This is a genomic window from Micromonospora vulcania (assembly GCF_042658605.1).
GTDB classification, from domain to species: Bacteria; Actinomycetota; Actinomycetes; order Mycobacteriales; family Micromonosporaceae; genus Micromonospora; species Micromonospora vulcania.
In genome coordinates, this window is the sequence record NZ_JBHSQS010000005.1 from 181,337 (window position 1) to 196,736 (window position 15,400).

Consider the following 15,400-nt stretch of genomic DNA (forward strand, 5'->3'; position numbering starts at 1 on the left):
GGCCGGATCGGTCGTACCTGTCCCCCGCCGACCCCCCGATGATCTCACCGGAAGGGCCGACCGGTCGTCACTTGGTCGGCTGGGCCTTCGAGGTGACGGTGATCGTGCCGGCGGCGATGTCCGCCTTGATCTTCTCGACCTCGGTCTTCAGCTCGGCCGGAACCTTGCCGTCGAAGTCGTGGTACGGGGCGATCGAGACGCCGGTGTTGGCCAGCGTGCCGACGAAGCCCGGCTTGGCCTGCAGCTTCTCGCCACCGGCGGCCTTGATCACGGCCTCCTTGACGGCCTCCGGGATGTTCTTGACCACGGTGGTCACGATCGCGGAGCAGTCCGGGGTGCTCTCGCAGCCGTCAACGTCCACCCAGATGGTGTTGTACTTGCCGCCCGAGGCCTTGGCCGCGGCCGTGGTGCCGAGGCCAGAGCCGCCGGCGACCGGCATGATGATGTCCGCACCCTGGGCGACCAGCGCGTCGGAGACCTTCTTGCCCTCGTCCTGCTTGGCGAAGTCGTTGGTGAAGGAACCCTTCTGGGTGTCCTTGTTCCAGCCCAGCGCCTGGACGTTCTTGCCCTTGGTGGTGTTGAAGTACTTCACACCGTCGACGAAGCCGTCCATGAAGATGGTCACCGGCGGGATCGGCACAGCGCCGTACGTGCCCACCTTGCCGGTCTTGGTCAGCCCGGCGGCCAGGTAGCCGGCCTGGAACGCGGCCTGCGCGGTGTCGAACTGCATCGGGTAGACGTTGGCGTCACCCGGGTTGGCGTCGACGATGCCGAACGTCTGGTTCGGGTTCGCCTTGGCGATCTTCGAGGTGGCGTTGGCCATCAGGCCGCCGACCGCCAGGATGAAGTCGCACTTCTGGTTGACGAACTGCGTCAGGTTCGGCTCGTAGTCGGCCTCGGCCTTCGACGCGACGAACTTGATGTCGATGTTGCCGTTGGCGGCCTTGGCCTCCTCCAGGCCCTTCCAGGCCGAGGCGTTGAACGACTTGTCGTCGATGCCGCCGACGTCGGTCACCATGCAGGCGCTGTACTTCTTGGCACCGCTGCCAGCGTTGTTGTCATCCTTGGGCGCCTCGCCACAAGCGGCGGCGGTGAGCGCGAGCCCACCCACCGCGAAGATCGAGGCGATCCGCATCCCACGCACCGAGCGCAAGACGTCTCCTTCCCATTGCACACCGCGCCTAGTGCGGTGGCAGCCCATCAGCCGACTTGCGGTGTGCCGCCGGCTGTCCCACGTTACGGACGGGAGCGTACGCCCGCGCCCACCCACCGGCCGACAATCGTGCACGACTGTTGAGCGCCTGTTACCCGGGTGTAACCCTTGGGTGGGGCAAGTCACTCTTTGTGCTGCTAACCGAGCGCCGAGGCGTGGCGAACGTCCGGTTTCCAGGGGCGGCCCCCTCCCCGGACGTTACCGCCAAAAGACCGCCACCGCCGCGTTGACCAGGGTCAGACCGACGATTGCGAGGAAGTGGCCACGGTTGACCACGTCCCGCTTCCGGGAGAAGAAGACCATGACGAAGATCAGCAGTGCGATCACCAGCTTCGTCACAAGTTTCGCCGGTGCCGGCTCGTCGCCGTCGCCGCGCAGCGGCGCGGAGAGGCCGAGGCCGGTCAGCAACTGGATCACGGCCCCCCAGAGCATGGCCGGGTTGATCCGGAGCCGGCCGCTGACGAGTTGGGCGATCGAGCCGCCGAGCAGCAGGGCGAAGCCGATCAGATGGACATAGAGGAGAATCAGCCGCAGTGCTTCCACGCCGCACATCCTCTCCCATCAACGACAGTTTGTAGTAGGGGGTCCGGCGGTCGGCGCGTCGGGCCCACCCGGGCGGCGCTCAGCACAGCCGCCAGACCTGGAAGGTGGGCCCGTCGGCGGGCAGGGTCAGCGTGCCGTCCGCGTCGGGCCGTAGTGCCGGCGCGCCGCCGTACACGTTCTCGGCGGCCGGCAGCCCGGCCAGCCGGATCGGCGCTCCGGCCGCCCGGCGGGCCAGCACCAGCACCGCCCCGGTCGGCGCCTCGCGCAGGAAGGCGAGCGCGTCCGGGTCGTGGTGCAGCCGGCGCAGGCCGCCGTGGCGCAGCGCCGGCTCACCGCGGCGCAGCGCGATCAACGCCCGGTACGCGGCGAACGTTCGGGCGTCCCAGCTCTCCGGCCGGTGCCACGGCATCGGGGTACGCGAGGATTCGCCGTTGGTGCCGGTCAGGCCGAGCTCGTCGCCCGCGAAGATCATCGGAATGCCGGGCATGGTGGCGAGCAGGCCGGCGGCCACCTCCTGCCGAGCGGCGTCGCCGACCACGCTCCGGACCCGGGCTGAGTCGTGCGAGCCGAGCAGTTGCCAGGAGTGGACGTACGAGCGCCAGGAGACCAGCGACCGGTAGGCATCCATGGTCGCCAGCATCCGGCCGGCGTCCCGCCGTGGCACCCCGCCCGGCGTGCCGAGGAAGTTCGGCACCGGCTGGTCTCCGTGCCGCAGCCAGGACCAGACCGGATCGGTGAAGCCGACGTAGTTCATGGTGCCGTGCCAGCCGTCGCGGTCCAGGTCGCCGGTGTGGTCGTGGCCGTGCTCGGCCATCAGCAGGCCGTCCGGCCGGTCCCGCGCGACCACCGAGCGCAGCAGCGCCGCCACCTCGTGGGTGTACGCGTCGGCGCCCCGCCGACCGGTCATGTTCGCCACGTCCACCCGCCACCCGTCCAGCGCGTACGGCGGGCGCAGCCAGCGGCGCAGCACCGAGTCGTCGGCGGTGGCGAACCGGCGGCGCAGCTCGGCGCTGCCCCAGTTCAGCTTCGGCAGCGACTTCACCCCGTTCCAGGACTCGTAGTCCCCGGTGGTCCCGTCGAAGTAGTACAGCCCGCGCTCGGACGCGTGCACGTCGGCGGAGGCGGCGGTGAACCAGTCGTGCGCGTCGCCGGTGTGGTTGCTGGTGACGTCGCCGAGCAGCCGCCAGCCCCGCGCCCGTACCGCGTGGGCGAGCCGGGCCAGCGCGGCGTCCCCGCCGAGCAGCGGGTCGACCCGGTCGAAGCTGGCCGCGTCGTAGCGGTGGTTGGACCGGGCCGGGAAGATCGGGGTCAGGTAGACCGTGTTCACCCCGAGACGGTCCAGGTGGTCCAGCCGCTCGGCGATCCCGTCCAGGTCGCCGCCGTAGAACTGGTGCGGGGTCTCCGGGCCACGCCCAATCACCGGGGTTTCCCAGTCGCAGGGGATCGCCCAGTCCGGCAGCGGCCGACCGGCGGCGGTGGTGGAGCGGGCGAACCGGTCCGGGAAGATCTGGTAGATCACCGCGTCCCGCGCCCACGCTGGCGGCGGGGCATGGCTGACCAGCTTGAAGTCGCCGTGGTCGGGCACGTCGTGGTCGACCACCCCGGCGGCGGTCAGCCATCGGGGGCCACTTCGGCCGGCGAGCAGGAAGCGGTAGTTGCTCACCGGGTTGCGTACCTCGACCTCGGCCCGCCACCAGACCTCGCCGCCGTCGGCGCGGTCCACGACGGCCGCGCGGAAGCGGGGCTCGCCGTCGCCGGTGGTGCGTACGTGCACCTGACCGACGTCGGCACCGGCCGGAACCCGGAGGAAGACGTCGACCGTCTCCCCCAGGGTCGGCTCCTGCTCGGGGACGTACAGCGTGGATCCGTCGTGGTGCGGCTGCGGTCGACTCATCCCTTGACCGCGCCGGCGGTCAGTCCGGAGACGATGTAGCGCTGTAGGAGTTGGAAGACCAGCACGGTGGGGATCGCGGTGAGCAGGGTGCCGGCCGCGAAGATGCCGAAGTTGTTGTTGCGCTCGTTGCCCTGCAACATGCCGTACATGCCGACGGCCAGCGTCTTGGACTCGGTGCTGGTCAGGAACACGTTCGCCATCAGGAACTCGTTGATGGTGCCGATGAAGGCCAGCAGCCCGGTCACCGCCAGGATCGGCGCCACCAGCGGCAGCATGATCTTGAAGTAGACCTGGGCGTGCGACGCGCCGTCCATGGTGGCCGACTCGTCCAACTCCCGGGGCAGGGTGTCGAAGAAGCCCTTCATCAGCCAGGTGTTCACCCCGAGCGCACCGCCCATGTAGAGCAGCAACAGACCCCAGGGGGTGTTGAAGCCGATCGACGGCCACAGGTCGGTGATCGTGCCGAAGATCAGATAGATCGCCACGATCGCCAGGAACTGCGGGAACATCTGGATCAACAGCAGCGCGAGCAGCCCCACCCGGCGACCGCGGAACCGCATCCGGGAGAAGGCGTACGCGGCGAGCGCGGAGACGAACACCGAGGCGAACGCGGCCACCCCGGCGATCAGCAGCGAGTTGAGGAACCACCGCTCGAAGGCGGTCCGTTCGAACAGCGCGCCGAAGTTGCCCAGTGACATCCCGTCGGTCGGCACCAACTGGGTCGACGAGAGCGTGCCGAGCGGGTTGAGCGCGGCGGAGAGCACGAACACGATCGGGAAGAGGCTGAACAGCACGCCGAGCACGGCGACCAGGTGTCGCCAGCCGACCTGCGCCAACCACCGGTTGCGTCGTCGGGCGGTGACGGTACGCGTGGTCACGAGTACACCTCCTCCTGCTTACGGGTCCGCCGGAAGCTGACCGCCGAGACCACCGCGACGATGGCGAAGATGAACAGCGAGATCGCGGCGGCGAAGCCGAACTGCGCGCCCTGCCCGCCGAAGGCGAGCCGGTAGGTGTACGTGATCAGCAGGTCGGTCGCGCCGTTGGTGGGATTGTCGGCCGGGAAGGGCGCGCCCTCGGTGGTCAGGTAGATCGCGTTGAAGTTGTTGAAGTTGAACGCGAACGACGAGATCAGCAACGGCGAGAGCGCGACCAGCAGCAACGGCAGCGTGACGGCACGGAAGGACTGCCAGGGCGAGGCCCCGTCCACCGCGGTCGCCTCGGTCAGCTCTGCGGGGATGGCCTGCAACGCGCCGGTGGCCACCAGGAACATGTACGGGTAGCCGAGCCAGAGCTGCACCAGGATCACCGCGAAGCGAGCCGTCCACGGCTGGCCGAACCAGTCCACGTTCAGCCCGAACAAATTGTTGATCAGGCCGAAGTCGGCGTTGAACATGTCGCGCCAGGCCAGCAACATCGCGAACGACGGCATGGCGTACGGCAGGACGAGCAGCACCCGGTAGATGTTGGTGCCACGCATCCGGGGCGAGTGCAGCCCGAGCGCGATCATCATGCCGAGCAGGAACGTCCCACCGGTGGAGGCGACCGCGAAGGCGAAGTTCCAGATCAGGGTGCCGAGGAACGGGCCGGAGATGGTCTCGTCGGTGAGCACCCGGGTGAAGTTGCGCAGCCCGACGTTGATCTTCCAGCCCTGGGCCAGCCGCTCGCCGTCGGCGGCCACGAATGCGCCGACCTCGTCGTCGGCGGTCCAGGTCTGCCCGGTCTCGTTGTCCCGGATGCAGTCGCATCCAGCCTCGTACGCCCGCACCGCCTTGCCCTCGTACGCGCGGGACAGACCGCTGGAGCGCACCGCGCCGCCGGGGGTGGGGACCACCAGGTCGGTGATCTCCTTGCTGCGGGCGCTGGCCTGGCCGACGTTCAACACGGTGTAGCCGTCGGCGGCGGTGACCCTGCCGCCCGGGGTGACCGTGACGTCGGAGGCGGCGAGTTGGCGCAGCCCACCGGCGTCGCCGGCGGACACCGTGCCGGTCGCCGGATCGGTGACCAGGAAGACCAGTGGCCCGGTGGCCGGGTCGCCCGTGGTGGCGATCGACAGGGCGTACTCGGCCGAGCCGGGCACCTGGGTGACCGAGGAGGACTGGATCGCGACGATCGCCTCGTCCTTGCTGCCCCGGTGTCCGTCACCGAAGTTGGTGAACGCGGTGCTGGCCGTGTAGAGCACCGGGAAGACCTGGAAGGCGATCAGGAACAGGGTGCCCGGGACCAGGTACTTGGCCGGGATGTGCCGGCGGGTGAGGTACAGGTAGAAGAGTCCGGCGGTGGTCGCCGCCAGCAGGGCCAGGCCGGCCCACTCCTCGCCGTCGATGAGCGGGAAGGCCGCCCAGAGGGCGATACCGGCGGTCAGACCGAGCAGGAGCACCTTGCCGGCGACACCGGTCAGGGTGATCGGCGTGTGGTCACGCGTGGGACGGGAGCGCGGGGGTCGGGAGCCGACCGGCCCCCGGCCCGGGGTCTGCGTGACAGACCCCGGGCCGGACAGCGGCGTACTCATTACTTGATCGAGCCGGAGATGGTCTTGCCGGCCGCGGTGATGGTGCTGGTCGGGTCGGCCCCACCGATCACGGCAGCCTCGGCCTTGCCGAACGGGTCCCAGATCGCGGCCATCGCGGGGATCGCCGGAAGCACCTGGCCGTTCTTGCCGGCCTCCTGGAACTTGGCCAGGTCCGGGTCGGTGCCCTTGACCTGGTCGAGGGCGGCGGTCAGCGCCGGCGGCCGGGGCTCGGCGTTGTACAGCGCGACGGCCAGCTCCGGCGTGGTGGTGTAGTTGGCCACGAACTCCTGGGCCAGCGCCTTGTTCTTGCCCTTCGAGGCGACGTAGAACGCCTGCACGCCCACGAACGGCTGGGCCTCCTTGCCGCCCGCGAAGCCGGGGACGGCGGAGATGTCGTACTTGATGTTGGCCTTCTTGACGTCGGCCACCGCCCACGGGCCGGACACCAGGTACGCGCACTTCTTGCTGGTGAAGGTGGCGATCGAGTTGGTGTCCGAGATGGAGCGCTTGAGGACGCCCTCGCCCTTCTCGCCCAGTGCGCCGATCTTCTTGAACGCGTCGATCGACGCGGGCTTGCCCACGCCCAGGTCCTTCGGGTCGTAGTCGCCGTTGGCGCCGGTGCCGAAGAGGTAGCCGCCGGCCGAGGTGTAGAGCGGGTAGATGTGGTACGCGTCGCCGTTCTGACCGACCTGGAGGCAGAGCGTCTCGGTGGCCTTCTTCGCCGCCTTGAGCTGCTTGCCGGTGGCGACCAGGTCCTCAATGGTCTTCGGCGCCTCGGGGGCCAGCTCGGTGTTGCGGATCAGCGCCAGGTTCTCCTGCGCGTACGGCACGCCGTAGACCTGGCCGTTGAAGGTGACCGCCTTGACCGCGGTCGGGTTGAACGCGCTCTTCTGGTCAGCGGCCAGCTGCACCGGGTCGATGGCGCCGTTCTGCACCAGATTGCCGATCCAGTCGTGCGCGCCGACCACCACGTCCGGGCCGCTGCCCTGCTGGGACGCGGTGACGAAGTTGGTCTGCAGGTCCTTGCTCACGGCCTGGACCTCGACGGTGACGCCGTTCTCCTTGCCGAACTTCTCGGCGAACGGCTTGAGTGCGGCGGTCCGCTTGTCGTCGGCCCAGATCATCAGTTTGCCGCCGGCGGCCTTGGGGGACTCCTTCGCGGCCGGCTCGTCGCTGTCGCCACAGCCGGAGGCGGCGAGCGCCAGGGCGAAGAGGGCGACCACACCCGCGGTACGGATGCGCATCGGTACTCCTGTCGTCATGGCGGGTCCGCCGGGGGAAGGGCGGCCCGCCAGTGGGAACCTCTGGAAGTTCTTGCCATCCGGCGCATCGATGGTGCGCCGCTGCTCTCGCATGTTGCGGGGACGTTAGCAAGACGTTGCAGACAATGGAAGGGCTTGCAGAGGCGCCCGCAAGAACTTGCCGGTGGGCTAAAGTGCCGCCATGCGCGCTCGACTGTCCGACATCGCCCAGCAGGCCGAAGTCAGCGAGGCCACGGTGTCGCGGGTGCTCAACGACCGCCCCGGCGTGGCACCGGAGACCCGCCAGGCCGTCCTCACCGCCCTCGACGTGCTCGGCTACGAACGCCCGGCCCGGCTGCGCAAGCGCAGCGCCGGGCTGGTCGGCCTGGTGGTGCCGGAGCTGGACAATCCGATCTTCCCCGCCTTCGCCCAGGTCATCGAGTCGACCCTCGCGCAGAGCGGGTTCACGCCGGTGCTCTGCACGCAGACCGCCGGCGGCGTCACCGAGGACGAGTACGTGGAGATGCTGCTGGACCGGCAGGTCTCCGGGATCGTCTTCGTCTCCGGCCTGCACGCCGACACCGCCGCCAACCACGACCGCTACCGCGCGCTGATCGCCCGGCCGCTGCCGGTCGTGATGATCAACGGGTACGTCCCCGGCATCGGCGCGCCCTTCGTCTCCTGCGACGACCGGGAGGCCGCCGAGCTGGCGGTGGCCCACCTGGTCGCGCTCGGGCACCGGCGGATCGGGCTGATCACCGGCCCGGACCGGTTCGTTCCGGTGCAGCGCAAGGTGGCCGGCTGGCGGTCCGCGATGACCCGGCTGGCCGGCGTCGCCGAGACCGACCTGGACGCGCTGGCCGAGTTGTCGCTGTTCGGTGTGGAGGGTGGCGAGGCCGCCGCCGGTCGACTGCTGGACCGTGGCGTGACCGGCGTGGTGTGCGGCTCCGACCTGATGGCGCTCGGCGCCGTCCGCGCGGCCCGGCAGCGTGGCCTGAGCGTTCCGGGCGAACTCTCCGTGGTCGGCTACGACGACTCGCCGCTGATGGCCTTCACCGACCCGCCGCTGACCACCATGCGGCAGCCGGTCATCGCGATGGCGGTGGCCGCCGTCCGAGCACTGGTCGACGAGATCAACGGGCACGGCGCTCCGCACTCGGAATACCTGTTCCGCCCGGAGCTGGTGGTACGCGGCTCCACCGCGGTCGCCCCGGCCGGCGCCCGCGGGTCGAACCGGCACCGGCCCGGCTCGTCCGCGCTGGCCATCCCCGCCTGAGCGGCGGAGCCCGCTCGCCGGGCAGCAAGCCTTGCGCAAGGACTGCTTGACTCTTGCAGCGCCTGGCCGGCATATTGCTGGGACGCCCGCGTCGGCATCGGCCGCATCGCGCCGGGCGCCGCCGCCGTACCGTTGCCCGAGACAGACGGGAACCCCACCGATGACCGCCAGCACCACCGCTCCGCCCATCACCACCGACGACGACTGGTGGCGCTCCGCGGTCGTCTACCAGGTGTACGTGCGCAGCTTCGCCGACAGCGACGGCGACGGTATCGGTGACCTCCAGGGCATCCGGCAACGTCTGCCGTACCTGCGTGACCTCGGGGTGGACGCGCTCTGGCTGACCCCCTTCTACACCTCCCCCATGATCGACGGCGGATACGACGTCGCCGACTACCGGGACGTCGACCCGATGTTCGGCACCCTCGCCGATTTCGACGAGATGATCACCGATGCGCACGCCCTCGGCCTGCGCATCATCGTCGACCTGGTGCCCAACCACACCTCCAGCGCACACCGCTGGTTCACCGCCGCCCTCGCCGCCGGTCCCGGCTCGCCGGAGCGGGCCCGCTACCTCTTCGCCGAGGGGCGGGGCGCGCACGGCGAGCTGCCGCCGAACGACTGGGAGAGCATCTTCGGCGGTCCGGCCTGGACCCGGGTCGCGGACGGCGAGTGGTACCTGCACCTGTTCGACCCGGCCCAGCCGGACCTGAACTGGCGCCACCGGGAGGTCCGCACCGAATTCGAGGACGTGCTGCGGTTCTGGCTGGACCGGGGCGTGGACGGCTTCCGGGTCGACGTGGCGCACGGCATGATCAAGGCCGAAGGGCTGCCGGACGTCGGCTTCAGCACGATGACCACCGGCCAGCGTCAGGTGGAGCTGCTCGGCAAGGGCCGGCTGCCCTACTTCGACCAGGACGAGGTGCACGAGATCTACCGCGCCTGGCGACCCATCCTGGACAGCTACCCGGGCGGCCGGATGGCGGTCGCCGAGGCGTGGGCCGAGACCCCGCAGCGGCTGGCCCGCTACATCGGCCCGGACGAGCTGCACCAGGCGTTCAGCTTCGACTTCCTCGACGCCACCTGGTCGGCCGACTCGTTCCGCAAGGTGATCGACACCGCGCTGGCCGAGTCCACCGTGGTCGGTGCGCCGACCACCTGGGTGCTGTCCAACCACGACAAGCAGCGGCACGTCACCCGCTACGGCGACGGTGACCAGGGGCTGCGCCGGGCCCGCGCGGCCAGCCTGTTGATGCTCGCCCTGCCCGGCTGTGCCTACCTCTACCAGGGCGAGGAACTGGGCCTGCCCGAGGTGCTCGACCTCCCCGACGAGCTGCGCCAGGACCCGGCGTTCCTGCGTACCGGGGAGAGCCGGGACGGCTGCCGGGTGCCCATCCCGTGGAGTGGCGAGCTGGCCCCGTACGGCTTCGGGCCGGCCGGCAGCGAGCTGAGCTGGCTGCCCACCCCGGCGACCTGGCAGGCCCTGTCGGTCGGCGCGCAGACCGACGTGCCGGGCTCGACGCTGGAGCTGTACCGGGCCGCGCTGCGGATCCGGCACGAGCACCCGGCGCTGGCCGTCGACGCCGACGGGGTGACCTGGCTGGAGAGCGAGCCGGGCGTGCTGGCCTTCAGCCGCACCGCCGGCACGACCGTACTGACCTGCGTGGTCAACCTCAGTGGCGCACCGGTCGCGATCGACGGGTACGGCGAGCCCGTCGTCGCCAGCGCGGCGCTCACCGGGTCGGGCTCCACCCGGCTGCTGCCGATCGACGCCTCCGCCTGGTTGGAACGGCGCTGAACGGGTAAGCCCTCATCGACCTGGTCGTCCGTCGTGCCCCGCGCCGACGGGCGACTGGGCTACCGGCCCCTTGTGGTGGGGGGTGAGGTGGCACCGGCGCTTCGCGGAGCTCGCTCCGCGCGGCGCCGGTGTTCGTCTGCGTGCGACGTCCCCGACCGGAACCGCCTACTTCGCGGTGAGCAGCGCCGCGATCCGGGCGAAGCCGGCGCGTACCTCGACCTCGTCCGGCGGGTCGGAGGGCTCGCCGTGGCCCGCCGCGTCGGCCGCGGCGTCCAACTCCTCGTCGATCACGTCCTCGAAGTCGCCGTACAGGTCGGCGCCCTCGACCCGGCTGGTGTCGTCCTCGGCGGCCACCTGGGCGGCGGCGATCTCGCTGCGGATCTCGTCGGCCGACAACGCCGGCAGCAGCGGTTCCACCACGGCCATCAGCTGCTCCTCGGCCACCACCGCCTCGGCCAGCGCCAACGCGTGCGGCCGCTCGTACGGCCCGCAGACCACCGGTTCCCAGTCGTCGAGGTCACCGAGCGGACCGAAGGTGATGATCCACGGCAGGCCGAGCATCGGCGAGTCGTCCGGCAGGTCCAGTGTCATGAGTGCGCCCACCGGCTCATCATGGTCCCCGAACGCGAACGTTCAACCCCGTTCGCTCAGTTACCGCCCGTCCGGCGCTCGGCAGCTCACCACCCGCGGACCGCCGGAACGCCCCGTGCAACCGGCTCAGTCGTGCCGGGTGGCGTCGACGGCGGCGCGGACGAGGGCGACCGCGCGGTCCGGGGAGACGCCGAGCCGCCGCGCCTCGGCGGCGTACTCGACGGCGGCCCGGTGCAACCGGTCGACGGCGTCGTCCCGGCCGGGGGCGACGAAGGTGCCGTTGCGCCCCCGGGTCTCCAGCAACCCCGCCGTCTCCAGCTCGCGATAGGCCCGGGCCACCGTGTTCGCGGCCAGCCGCAGGTCAGCGGCGAGCTGCCGCACGGTGGGCAGGCGGCTTCCGACCGGCAGCCGGCCGTCGCCGATCAGCTCGGCGAGCTGCCCGCGCACCTGCTCGTACGGGGGCACCGGGGAGTCCAGGTCAACCGAGATCAGCACCTGTGCGCCTTCCGTCATCAGCCGGCACCGCCCGGTGTGCCGGGCTCGGTGCTCTCGTCGAGGTCCGCCGGCGGGGCACCCTCGGCCAGGTCCACCACCCGCCCGTTCGAGCTGGTCGCGAGCAGGGCCGCCCCGAACAGCACCAGCTGGTTGAGCAGGTAGAGATAGAGCAGCAGCCCGACCGCGCCGGCCACCACGGTGTACGCCGGGTTCCGCTCGGTACGCACCACGTAGTACCGGCCGACCGTGTTCAGCAGCGTGATGCCGACCGCCACCGCCACCGCCACCGGGCGCAGCCGGGACCGACTCATCCGCAGCCGGGGCACCGCGACCAGCAGCGCGGTGGCGAGCACCGTGTTGATCAGCACGCTGAGCACCGCGCTGACCGTGGTCAGGCCGAACGAGCCGGTGCTGCGCAGCAGGAAACGCAGCAGCGACTCCAGCGCGTCGACCGCCGCCACCGAGACGCCGAGCAGCACGAAGACGCCGATCATCACGCCCAGGTCGACCAGCCGCCGGATCACCAGGTTGCCGGGCTGCTGGTTGAGCCCGTACATCAACCGCTGCGAGGAACGGATCGCCTCCACCCAGCCGATCCCGGTGAAGACCAGGATGATCAGGCCGACGACGCCGACCGTGCCACTGGAGTTGGCGATCTGCTCCGGGTCCAGGAACGGCAGGTTGTCCCCGAGGAAGTCGGCTGCCGCCGCGCTGACCTCGTCGTTGTCCTCCAGGATCGCGCCGAAGATGGCGTACGCGACCAGGGCGAGGGCGAAGACCGCGAAGAAGCCGTAGTACGCGATCGCCGCCGCCAGCCGACCGGCCAGCACGTCGGCGTAGAGCGCGCCGGCCCGCCACACATGGTCGAAGAGCCCCGACCGATGGCGCGCCGCGGTCACCCAGCGGTCGATGCCCGCCTCGATCCGGCCGATCACGTTCACGCGGTCATCTTCGCCGATCTCCGGCCACCGTAGGGGCAACCAGCTCCCGGTGCTCGCCGACCGGCGCGTCGCGGCCGGTCAGCTGCCGAGGCGGAAGTCCCGACGCGGCTGCCACCGCGCCTGCCCGGAGTGCGAGAACAGGGTGAACGCGTCGACCTCGAACATCGCGGAGAAGTCGGCAAGATCCTCGTACGCCTTGTCCAACGCCTCCGGTGCCACGTCCTGCGCCACGGTGACGTGCGGATGGTACGGGAAGCGGGCCTTCCGGTGCAGCGCCGGCGCCGCGGTGATGGCGGCGGCCAGCAACTCGCACTCACTGATCCCGGCGGCCACCGCGACGAACACCACCTGGGTCACCGGGCGGAACGTGCCGGTGCCCCGCAGGTGCAGCGTGAACGGCAGGTGCGCGGCGGCGACGGCGGCCAGGTGCCCCTCGACCGCCGGCAGGGCCGCCGTCGGGATCTCGGTCGGCCCGAGCAACGTCACGTGCGCGGGCACCGCCAGCGGGTCGCCGGCTTCGACCCGCCGCCGGGTGAGCTGGGTGCCCCACGGCTCCGGGATGTCCACCGCGATGCCGACCTGGATGGTGTCACCGGCCGGCAGCACCCCGCCACTGCGATCCACGCTTCGCGCCGCCCCTTCGGCCACCGACCCGACCACCCGTCCCGCAGCGCTACTCGCCGCGCACCGGCGGGAAGAAGCCGACCCGCTCGTACGCGGACCGCAACGTCGCCCCGGCCACCGCGCGGGCCTTCTCCGCGCCGGTGGCGAGGAGCTTGTCCAACTGTGCGGGGTCGTCGAGGTAGGTGCGGGTGCGCTCCTGGATCGGGCGGACGAACTCGGCCACCACCTCGGCCAGGTCCTTCTTCAGGTCGCCGTAGCCGCGGCCCGCGTACGCCGCCACCAGCTCGTCGATGCCGCGCCCGCTGAGCGCCGAGTGGATGGTCAACAGATTGGACACGCCCGGCTTGGTCTCGGCGTCGAACACGATCTCCCGGCCGGTGTCGGTCACCGCCGAGCGGATCTTCTTGGCCGAACGAGCCGGGTCCTCCAGCAGGTCGATGATGCCGGCCGGCGAGGACGACGACTTGGACATCTTCGCGGTCGGGTCCTGAAGGTCGGTGATCTTGGCAGTGTCCTTGACGATGTGCGGCGCGGGCACCGTGAACGTCTGGCCGAACAGCGAGTTGAACCGCTGGGCAAGGTCCCGGGAGAGCTCCAGGTGCTGGCGCTGGTCCTCACCGACCGGCACCGCGTTGGCCTGGTAGAGCAGGATGTCGGCGGCCTGCAGGATCGGGTAGGTGAACAGGCCGACGCTGGCCCGCTCGTTGCCCTGCTTCTGCGACTTGTCCTTGAACTGCGTCATCCGGCTGGCCTCGCCGAAGCCGGTGATGCAGCCCAGCACCCAGGCGAGCTGCGGGTGCTCGGGCACCTGGGACTGCACGAACAGGGTGCTGCGCTCCGGGTCCAGACCGACCGCGAAGAGCTGGGCGGCGGCCACCCGGGTCCGCTGGCGCAGCAACGCCGGGTCGTGCCCCGCCGTGATGGCGTGCAGGTCCACCACGCAGTAGAACGCGTCGTGGGTCTCCTGCAGAGCCACCCAGTGCCGCACCGCGCCGAGGTAGTTGCCGAGGTGGAACGAGTCGGCCGTCGGCTGGATGCCGGAGAAGACGCGGGGGCGGGCGGGAACGTCGGACATGGCGATAATTCTGTCAGCAAGCGTCGGGGTCCGTCATGACGGGCCGGCGGGTCGGCCGCGGCCCGCCGGTGCGGGGGCGCTGACCTCGCGCGGCTCACCCGCCCCGACCCAGCGGACCGACCCGACTCCACCCCCGCGCTGCTCCGGCACCCGTACGACGGAGACGGCGAGCCGGGCCACTCGACGTCCGTCCAGCGTCAGCACCCGCAGCAGCCAGCCGGCCGCCGGATCGGCCGGACCGGGCAGCCCGGTGTCGACCTGTTCACCGGGCACCGGCACCTCGTCGCCGATCACCGGCAGCCGGCCCAGCGCGGCCATCACGAACCCGCCGACCGTCTCGTACGGCCCGTCGGGCAGCACCACCCCGGTCCGCTCGGCGAAGTCGGCCAGGTTGAGCCGACCGTCCACCACGGCGGGCAGGCCCGCGTACACCGGGTCGGGCTCGGCGTCGTACTCGTCGTGGATCTCGCCGATCAGCTCCTCGATCAGGTCTTCCAGGGTGACTATCCCGGCGGTGCCGCCGTACTCGTCCACCACGACGGCCAGGTGCTGACCCTCCCGGCGCATCTCGGTCAGCGCGGACAGCACCCGCTTGCTGCCGGGCAGCCGCTTGACCTCCCTGGCCAGCTCGCCGATGGTGGCGCACTGGTCGGTGTCGGGGCGCAGCAGCACGTCGCGCAGGTGCACGAAGCCGACCACGTCGTCGTGGGTGCCGTCGGTGACCGGGTAGCGGGTGTGCGTCGCGGTGCGCACCAGCCGAGCGGCCTCGGCGATGGTCAGCCGGGCGGGTAGGAAGACCACCTCGGTGCGGGGCATCATCACCTCGCGGATGAGGCTGGCGCCGGCCACCAGAACCTCGTCGATGATCCGCCGCTCGTCCGGGTCGAGCACCGTGTTCACCGCGACCAGGTCCCGCAGCTCGGCCTCGGAGATCCGTTCCCGGCCGGCCGCCGGGTCGGCCCCCAGCAGGGCGGTGACGAGGCGGGTGGCACCGTCGGCGGCGCGGACCACCACCCGGGCGACGGCCCGAGCGAGCGGGCCAGGGTCACGGCGCGGCTGCTCCCGCGCGCGTCGCCGGAGCCCGTTACGGGCCGCTTCCCGCATGACAGAGATGGTAGACACCGCGAGCCCGCCGCACCGGGGATCACGCGCAGGGACCGTCATGTTCGGCTCTGTTTAATCGTGAGAGATTATGAT

14 protein-coding genes are annotated in these 15,400 nt (G+C 71.0%); 2 read left to right on the top strand and 12 right to left on the bottom strand.

The window, feature by feature from the left end; translation table 11 throughout:
• Window positions 1–67 precede the first annotated feature (67 nt).
• The 6 genes from ACFQGL_RS10005 to ACFQGL_RS10030 all read right to left on the bottom strand — a co-directional run bounded on the left by ACFQGL_RS10005 (window position 68) and on the right by ACFQGL_RS10030 (window position 7,406).
• A complete protein-coding gene (locus ACFQGL_RS10005) occupies window positions 68–1,135 on the bottom strand; it encodes a BMP family lipoprotein (protein ID WP_377509557.1) in 1,068 nt (355 codons plus the stop codon).
• A 276-nt stretch (window positions 1,136–1,411) separates the two neighbouring features.
• Window positions 1,412–1,756, bottom strand: coding sequence for a hypothetical protein (locus ACFQGL_RS10010; RefSeq protein ID WP_377508842.1), 345 nt, complete (start codon window positions 1,754–1,756; stop codon window positions 1,412–1,414).
• Window positions 1,757–1,835: 79 nt separating this feature from the next.
• Window positions 1,836–3,650: a glycoside hydrolase family 13 protein gene (locus ACFQGL_RS10015; protein ID WP_377508845.1), complete on the bottom strand. Its 1,815-nt coding sequence runs from the start codon at window positions 3,648–3,650 to the stop codon at window positions 1,836–1,838.
• The gene (locus ACFQGL_RS10020) at window positions 3,647–4,528 is read right to left on the bottom strand and encodes a sugar ABC transporter permease (RefSeq protein ID WP_377508849.1); all 882 of its coding nucleotides are present in this window, start codon (window positions 4,526–4,528) and stop codon (window positions 3,647–3,649) included. The genes ACFQGL_RS10015 and ACFQGL_RS10020 overlap by 4 nt, the downstream gene beginning before the upstream one ends.
• A complete protein-coding gene (locus ACFQGL_RS10025) occupies window positions 4,525–6,162 on the bottom strand; it encodes an ABC transporter permease subunit (RefSeq protein WP_377508851.1) in 1,638 nt (545 codons plus the stop codon). The genes ACFQGL_RS10020 and ACFQGL_RS10025 overlap by 4 nt, the downstream gene beginning before the upstream one ends.
• Entirely contained in the window at window positions 6,162–7,406 is a 1,245-nt protein-coding gene (locus tag ACFQGL_RS10030; RefSeq protein WP_377508853.1) for a sugar ABC transporter substrate-binding protein, read from the bottom strand. The genes ACFQGL_RS10025 and ACFQGL_RS10030 overlap by 1 nt, the downstream gene beginning before the upstream one ends.
• Window positions 7,407–7,605: 199 nt before the next feature.
• Here ACFQGL_RS10030 and ACFQGL_RS10035 point away from each other — a divergent pair, with 199 nt between their 5' ends.
• Window positions 7,606–8,679, top strand: coding sequence for a LacI family DNA-binding transcriptional regulator (locus tag ACFQGL_RS10035; RefSeq protein ID WP_377508856.1), 1,074 nt, complete (start codon window positions 7,606–7,608; stop codon window positions 8,677–8,679).
• Window positions 8,680–8,839: 160 nt separating this feature from the next.
• On the top strand, window positions 8,840–10,477 hold the full coding sequence (locus tag ACFQGL_RS10040; protein ID WP_377508859.1) for a glycoside hydrolase family 13 protein: 1,638 nt from the start codon (window positions 8,840–8,842) through the stop codon (window positions 10,475–10,477).
• 165 nt (window positions 10,478–10,642) lie between these two features.
• Here ACFQGL_RS10040 and ACFQGL_RS10045 read toward each other — a convergent pair whose 3' ends face one another.
• From ACFQGL_RS10045 to ACFQGL_RS10070, 6 genes are all read right to left on the bottom strand, one after another.
• On the bottom strand, window positions 10,643–11,080 hold the full coding sequence (locus ACFQGL_RS10045; protein WP_377508862.1) for a hypothetical protein: 438 nt from the start codon (window positions 11,078–11,080) through the stop codon (window positions 10,643–10,645).
• Between the two features lie 114 nt (window positions 11,081–11,194).
• Window positions 11,195–11,581 (bottom strand): GntR family transcriptional regulator, encoded by a 387-nt coding sequence (locus ACFQGL_RS10050; RefSeq protein ID WP_377508864.1) that lies wholly within the window; start codon window positions 11,579–11,581, stop codon window positions 11,195–11,197.
• Window positions 11,581–12,504: a YihY/virulence factor BrkB family protein gene (locus ACFQGL_RS10055; RefSeq protein ID WP_377508867.1), complete on the bottom strand. Its 924-nt coding sequence runs from the start codon at window positions 12,502–12,504 to the stop codon at window positions 11,581–11,583. The genes ACFQGL_RS10050 and ACFQGL_RS10055 overlap by 1 nt, the downstream gene beginning before the upstream one ends.
• Window positions 12,505–12,582: 78 nt before the next feature.
• Complete coding sequence (locus ACFQGL_RS10060; RefSeq protein WP_377508870.1) at window positions 12,583–13,164, bottom strand: 2'-5' RNA ligase family protein; 582 nt, start codon at window positions 13,162–13,164, stop codon at window positions 12,583–12,585.
• Window positions 13,165–13,177: 13 nt separating this feature from the next.
• Window positions 13,178–14,203 (bottom strand): tryptophan--tRNA ligase, encoded by a 1,026-nt coding sequence (gene trpS, locus ACFQGL_RS10065; protein WP_377508872.1) that lies wholly within the window; start codon window positions 14,201–14,203, stop codon window positions 13,178–13,180.
• Window positions 14,204–14,236: 33 nt separating this feature from the next.
• A complete protein-coding gene (locus ACFQGL_RS10070) occupies window positions 14,237–15,307 on the bottom strand; it encodes a hemolysin family protein (RefSeq protein WP_377508875.1) in 1,071 nt (356 codons plus the stop codon).
• Between the last annotated feature and the right edge of the window lie 93 nt (window positions 15,308–15,400).

Bases quoted from the DNA above. Each gene is read 5' to 3' on its own strand.
- ACFQGL_RS10005 (WP_377509557.1), bottom strand. From the start codon at position 1,135: ATGCGGATCGCCTCGATCTTCGCGGTGGGTGGGCTCGCGCTCACCGCC.
- ACFQGL_RS10015 (WP_377508845.1), bottom strand. From the start codon at position 3,650: ATGAGTCGACCGCAGCCGCACCACGACGGATCCACGCTGTACGTCCCC.
- ACFQGL_RS10025 (WP_377508851.1), bottom strand. From the start codon at position 6,162: ATGAGTACGCCGCTGTCCGGCCCGGGGTCTGTCACGCAGACCCCGGGC.
- ACFQGL_RS10030 (WP_377508853.1), bottom strand. From the start codon at position 7,406: ATGCGCATCCGTACCGCGGGTGTGGTCGCCCTCTTCGCCCTGGCGCTC.
- ACFQGL_RS10035 (WP_377508856.1), top strand. From the start codon at position 7,606: ATGCGCGCTCGACTGTCCGACATCGCCCAGCAGGCCGAAGTCAGCGAG.
- ACFQGL_RS10040 (WP_377508859.1), top strand. From the start codon at position 8,840: ATGACCGCCAGCACCACCGCTCCGCCCATCACCACCGACGACGACTGG.
- ACFQGL_RS10050 (WP_377508864.1), bottom strand. From the start codon at position 11,581: ATGACGGAAGGCGCACAGGTGCTGATCTCGGTTGACCTGGACTCCCCG.
- trpS (WP_377508872.1), bottom strand. From the start codon at position 14,203: ATGTCCGACGTTCCCGCCCGCCCCCGCGTCTTCTCCGGCATCCAGCCG.
- ACFQGL_RS10070 (WP_377508875.1), bottom strand. From the start codon at position 15,307: ATGCGGGAAGCGGCCCGTAACGGGCTCCGGCGACGCGCGCGGGAGCAG.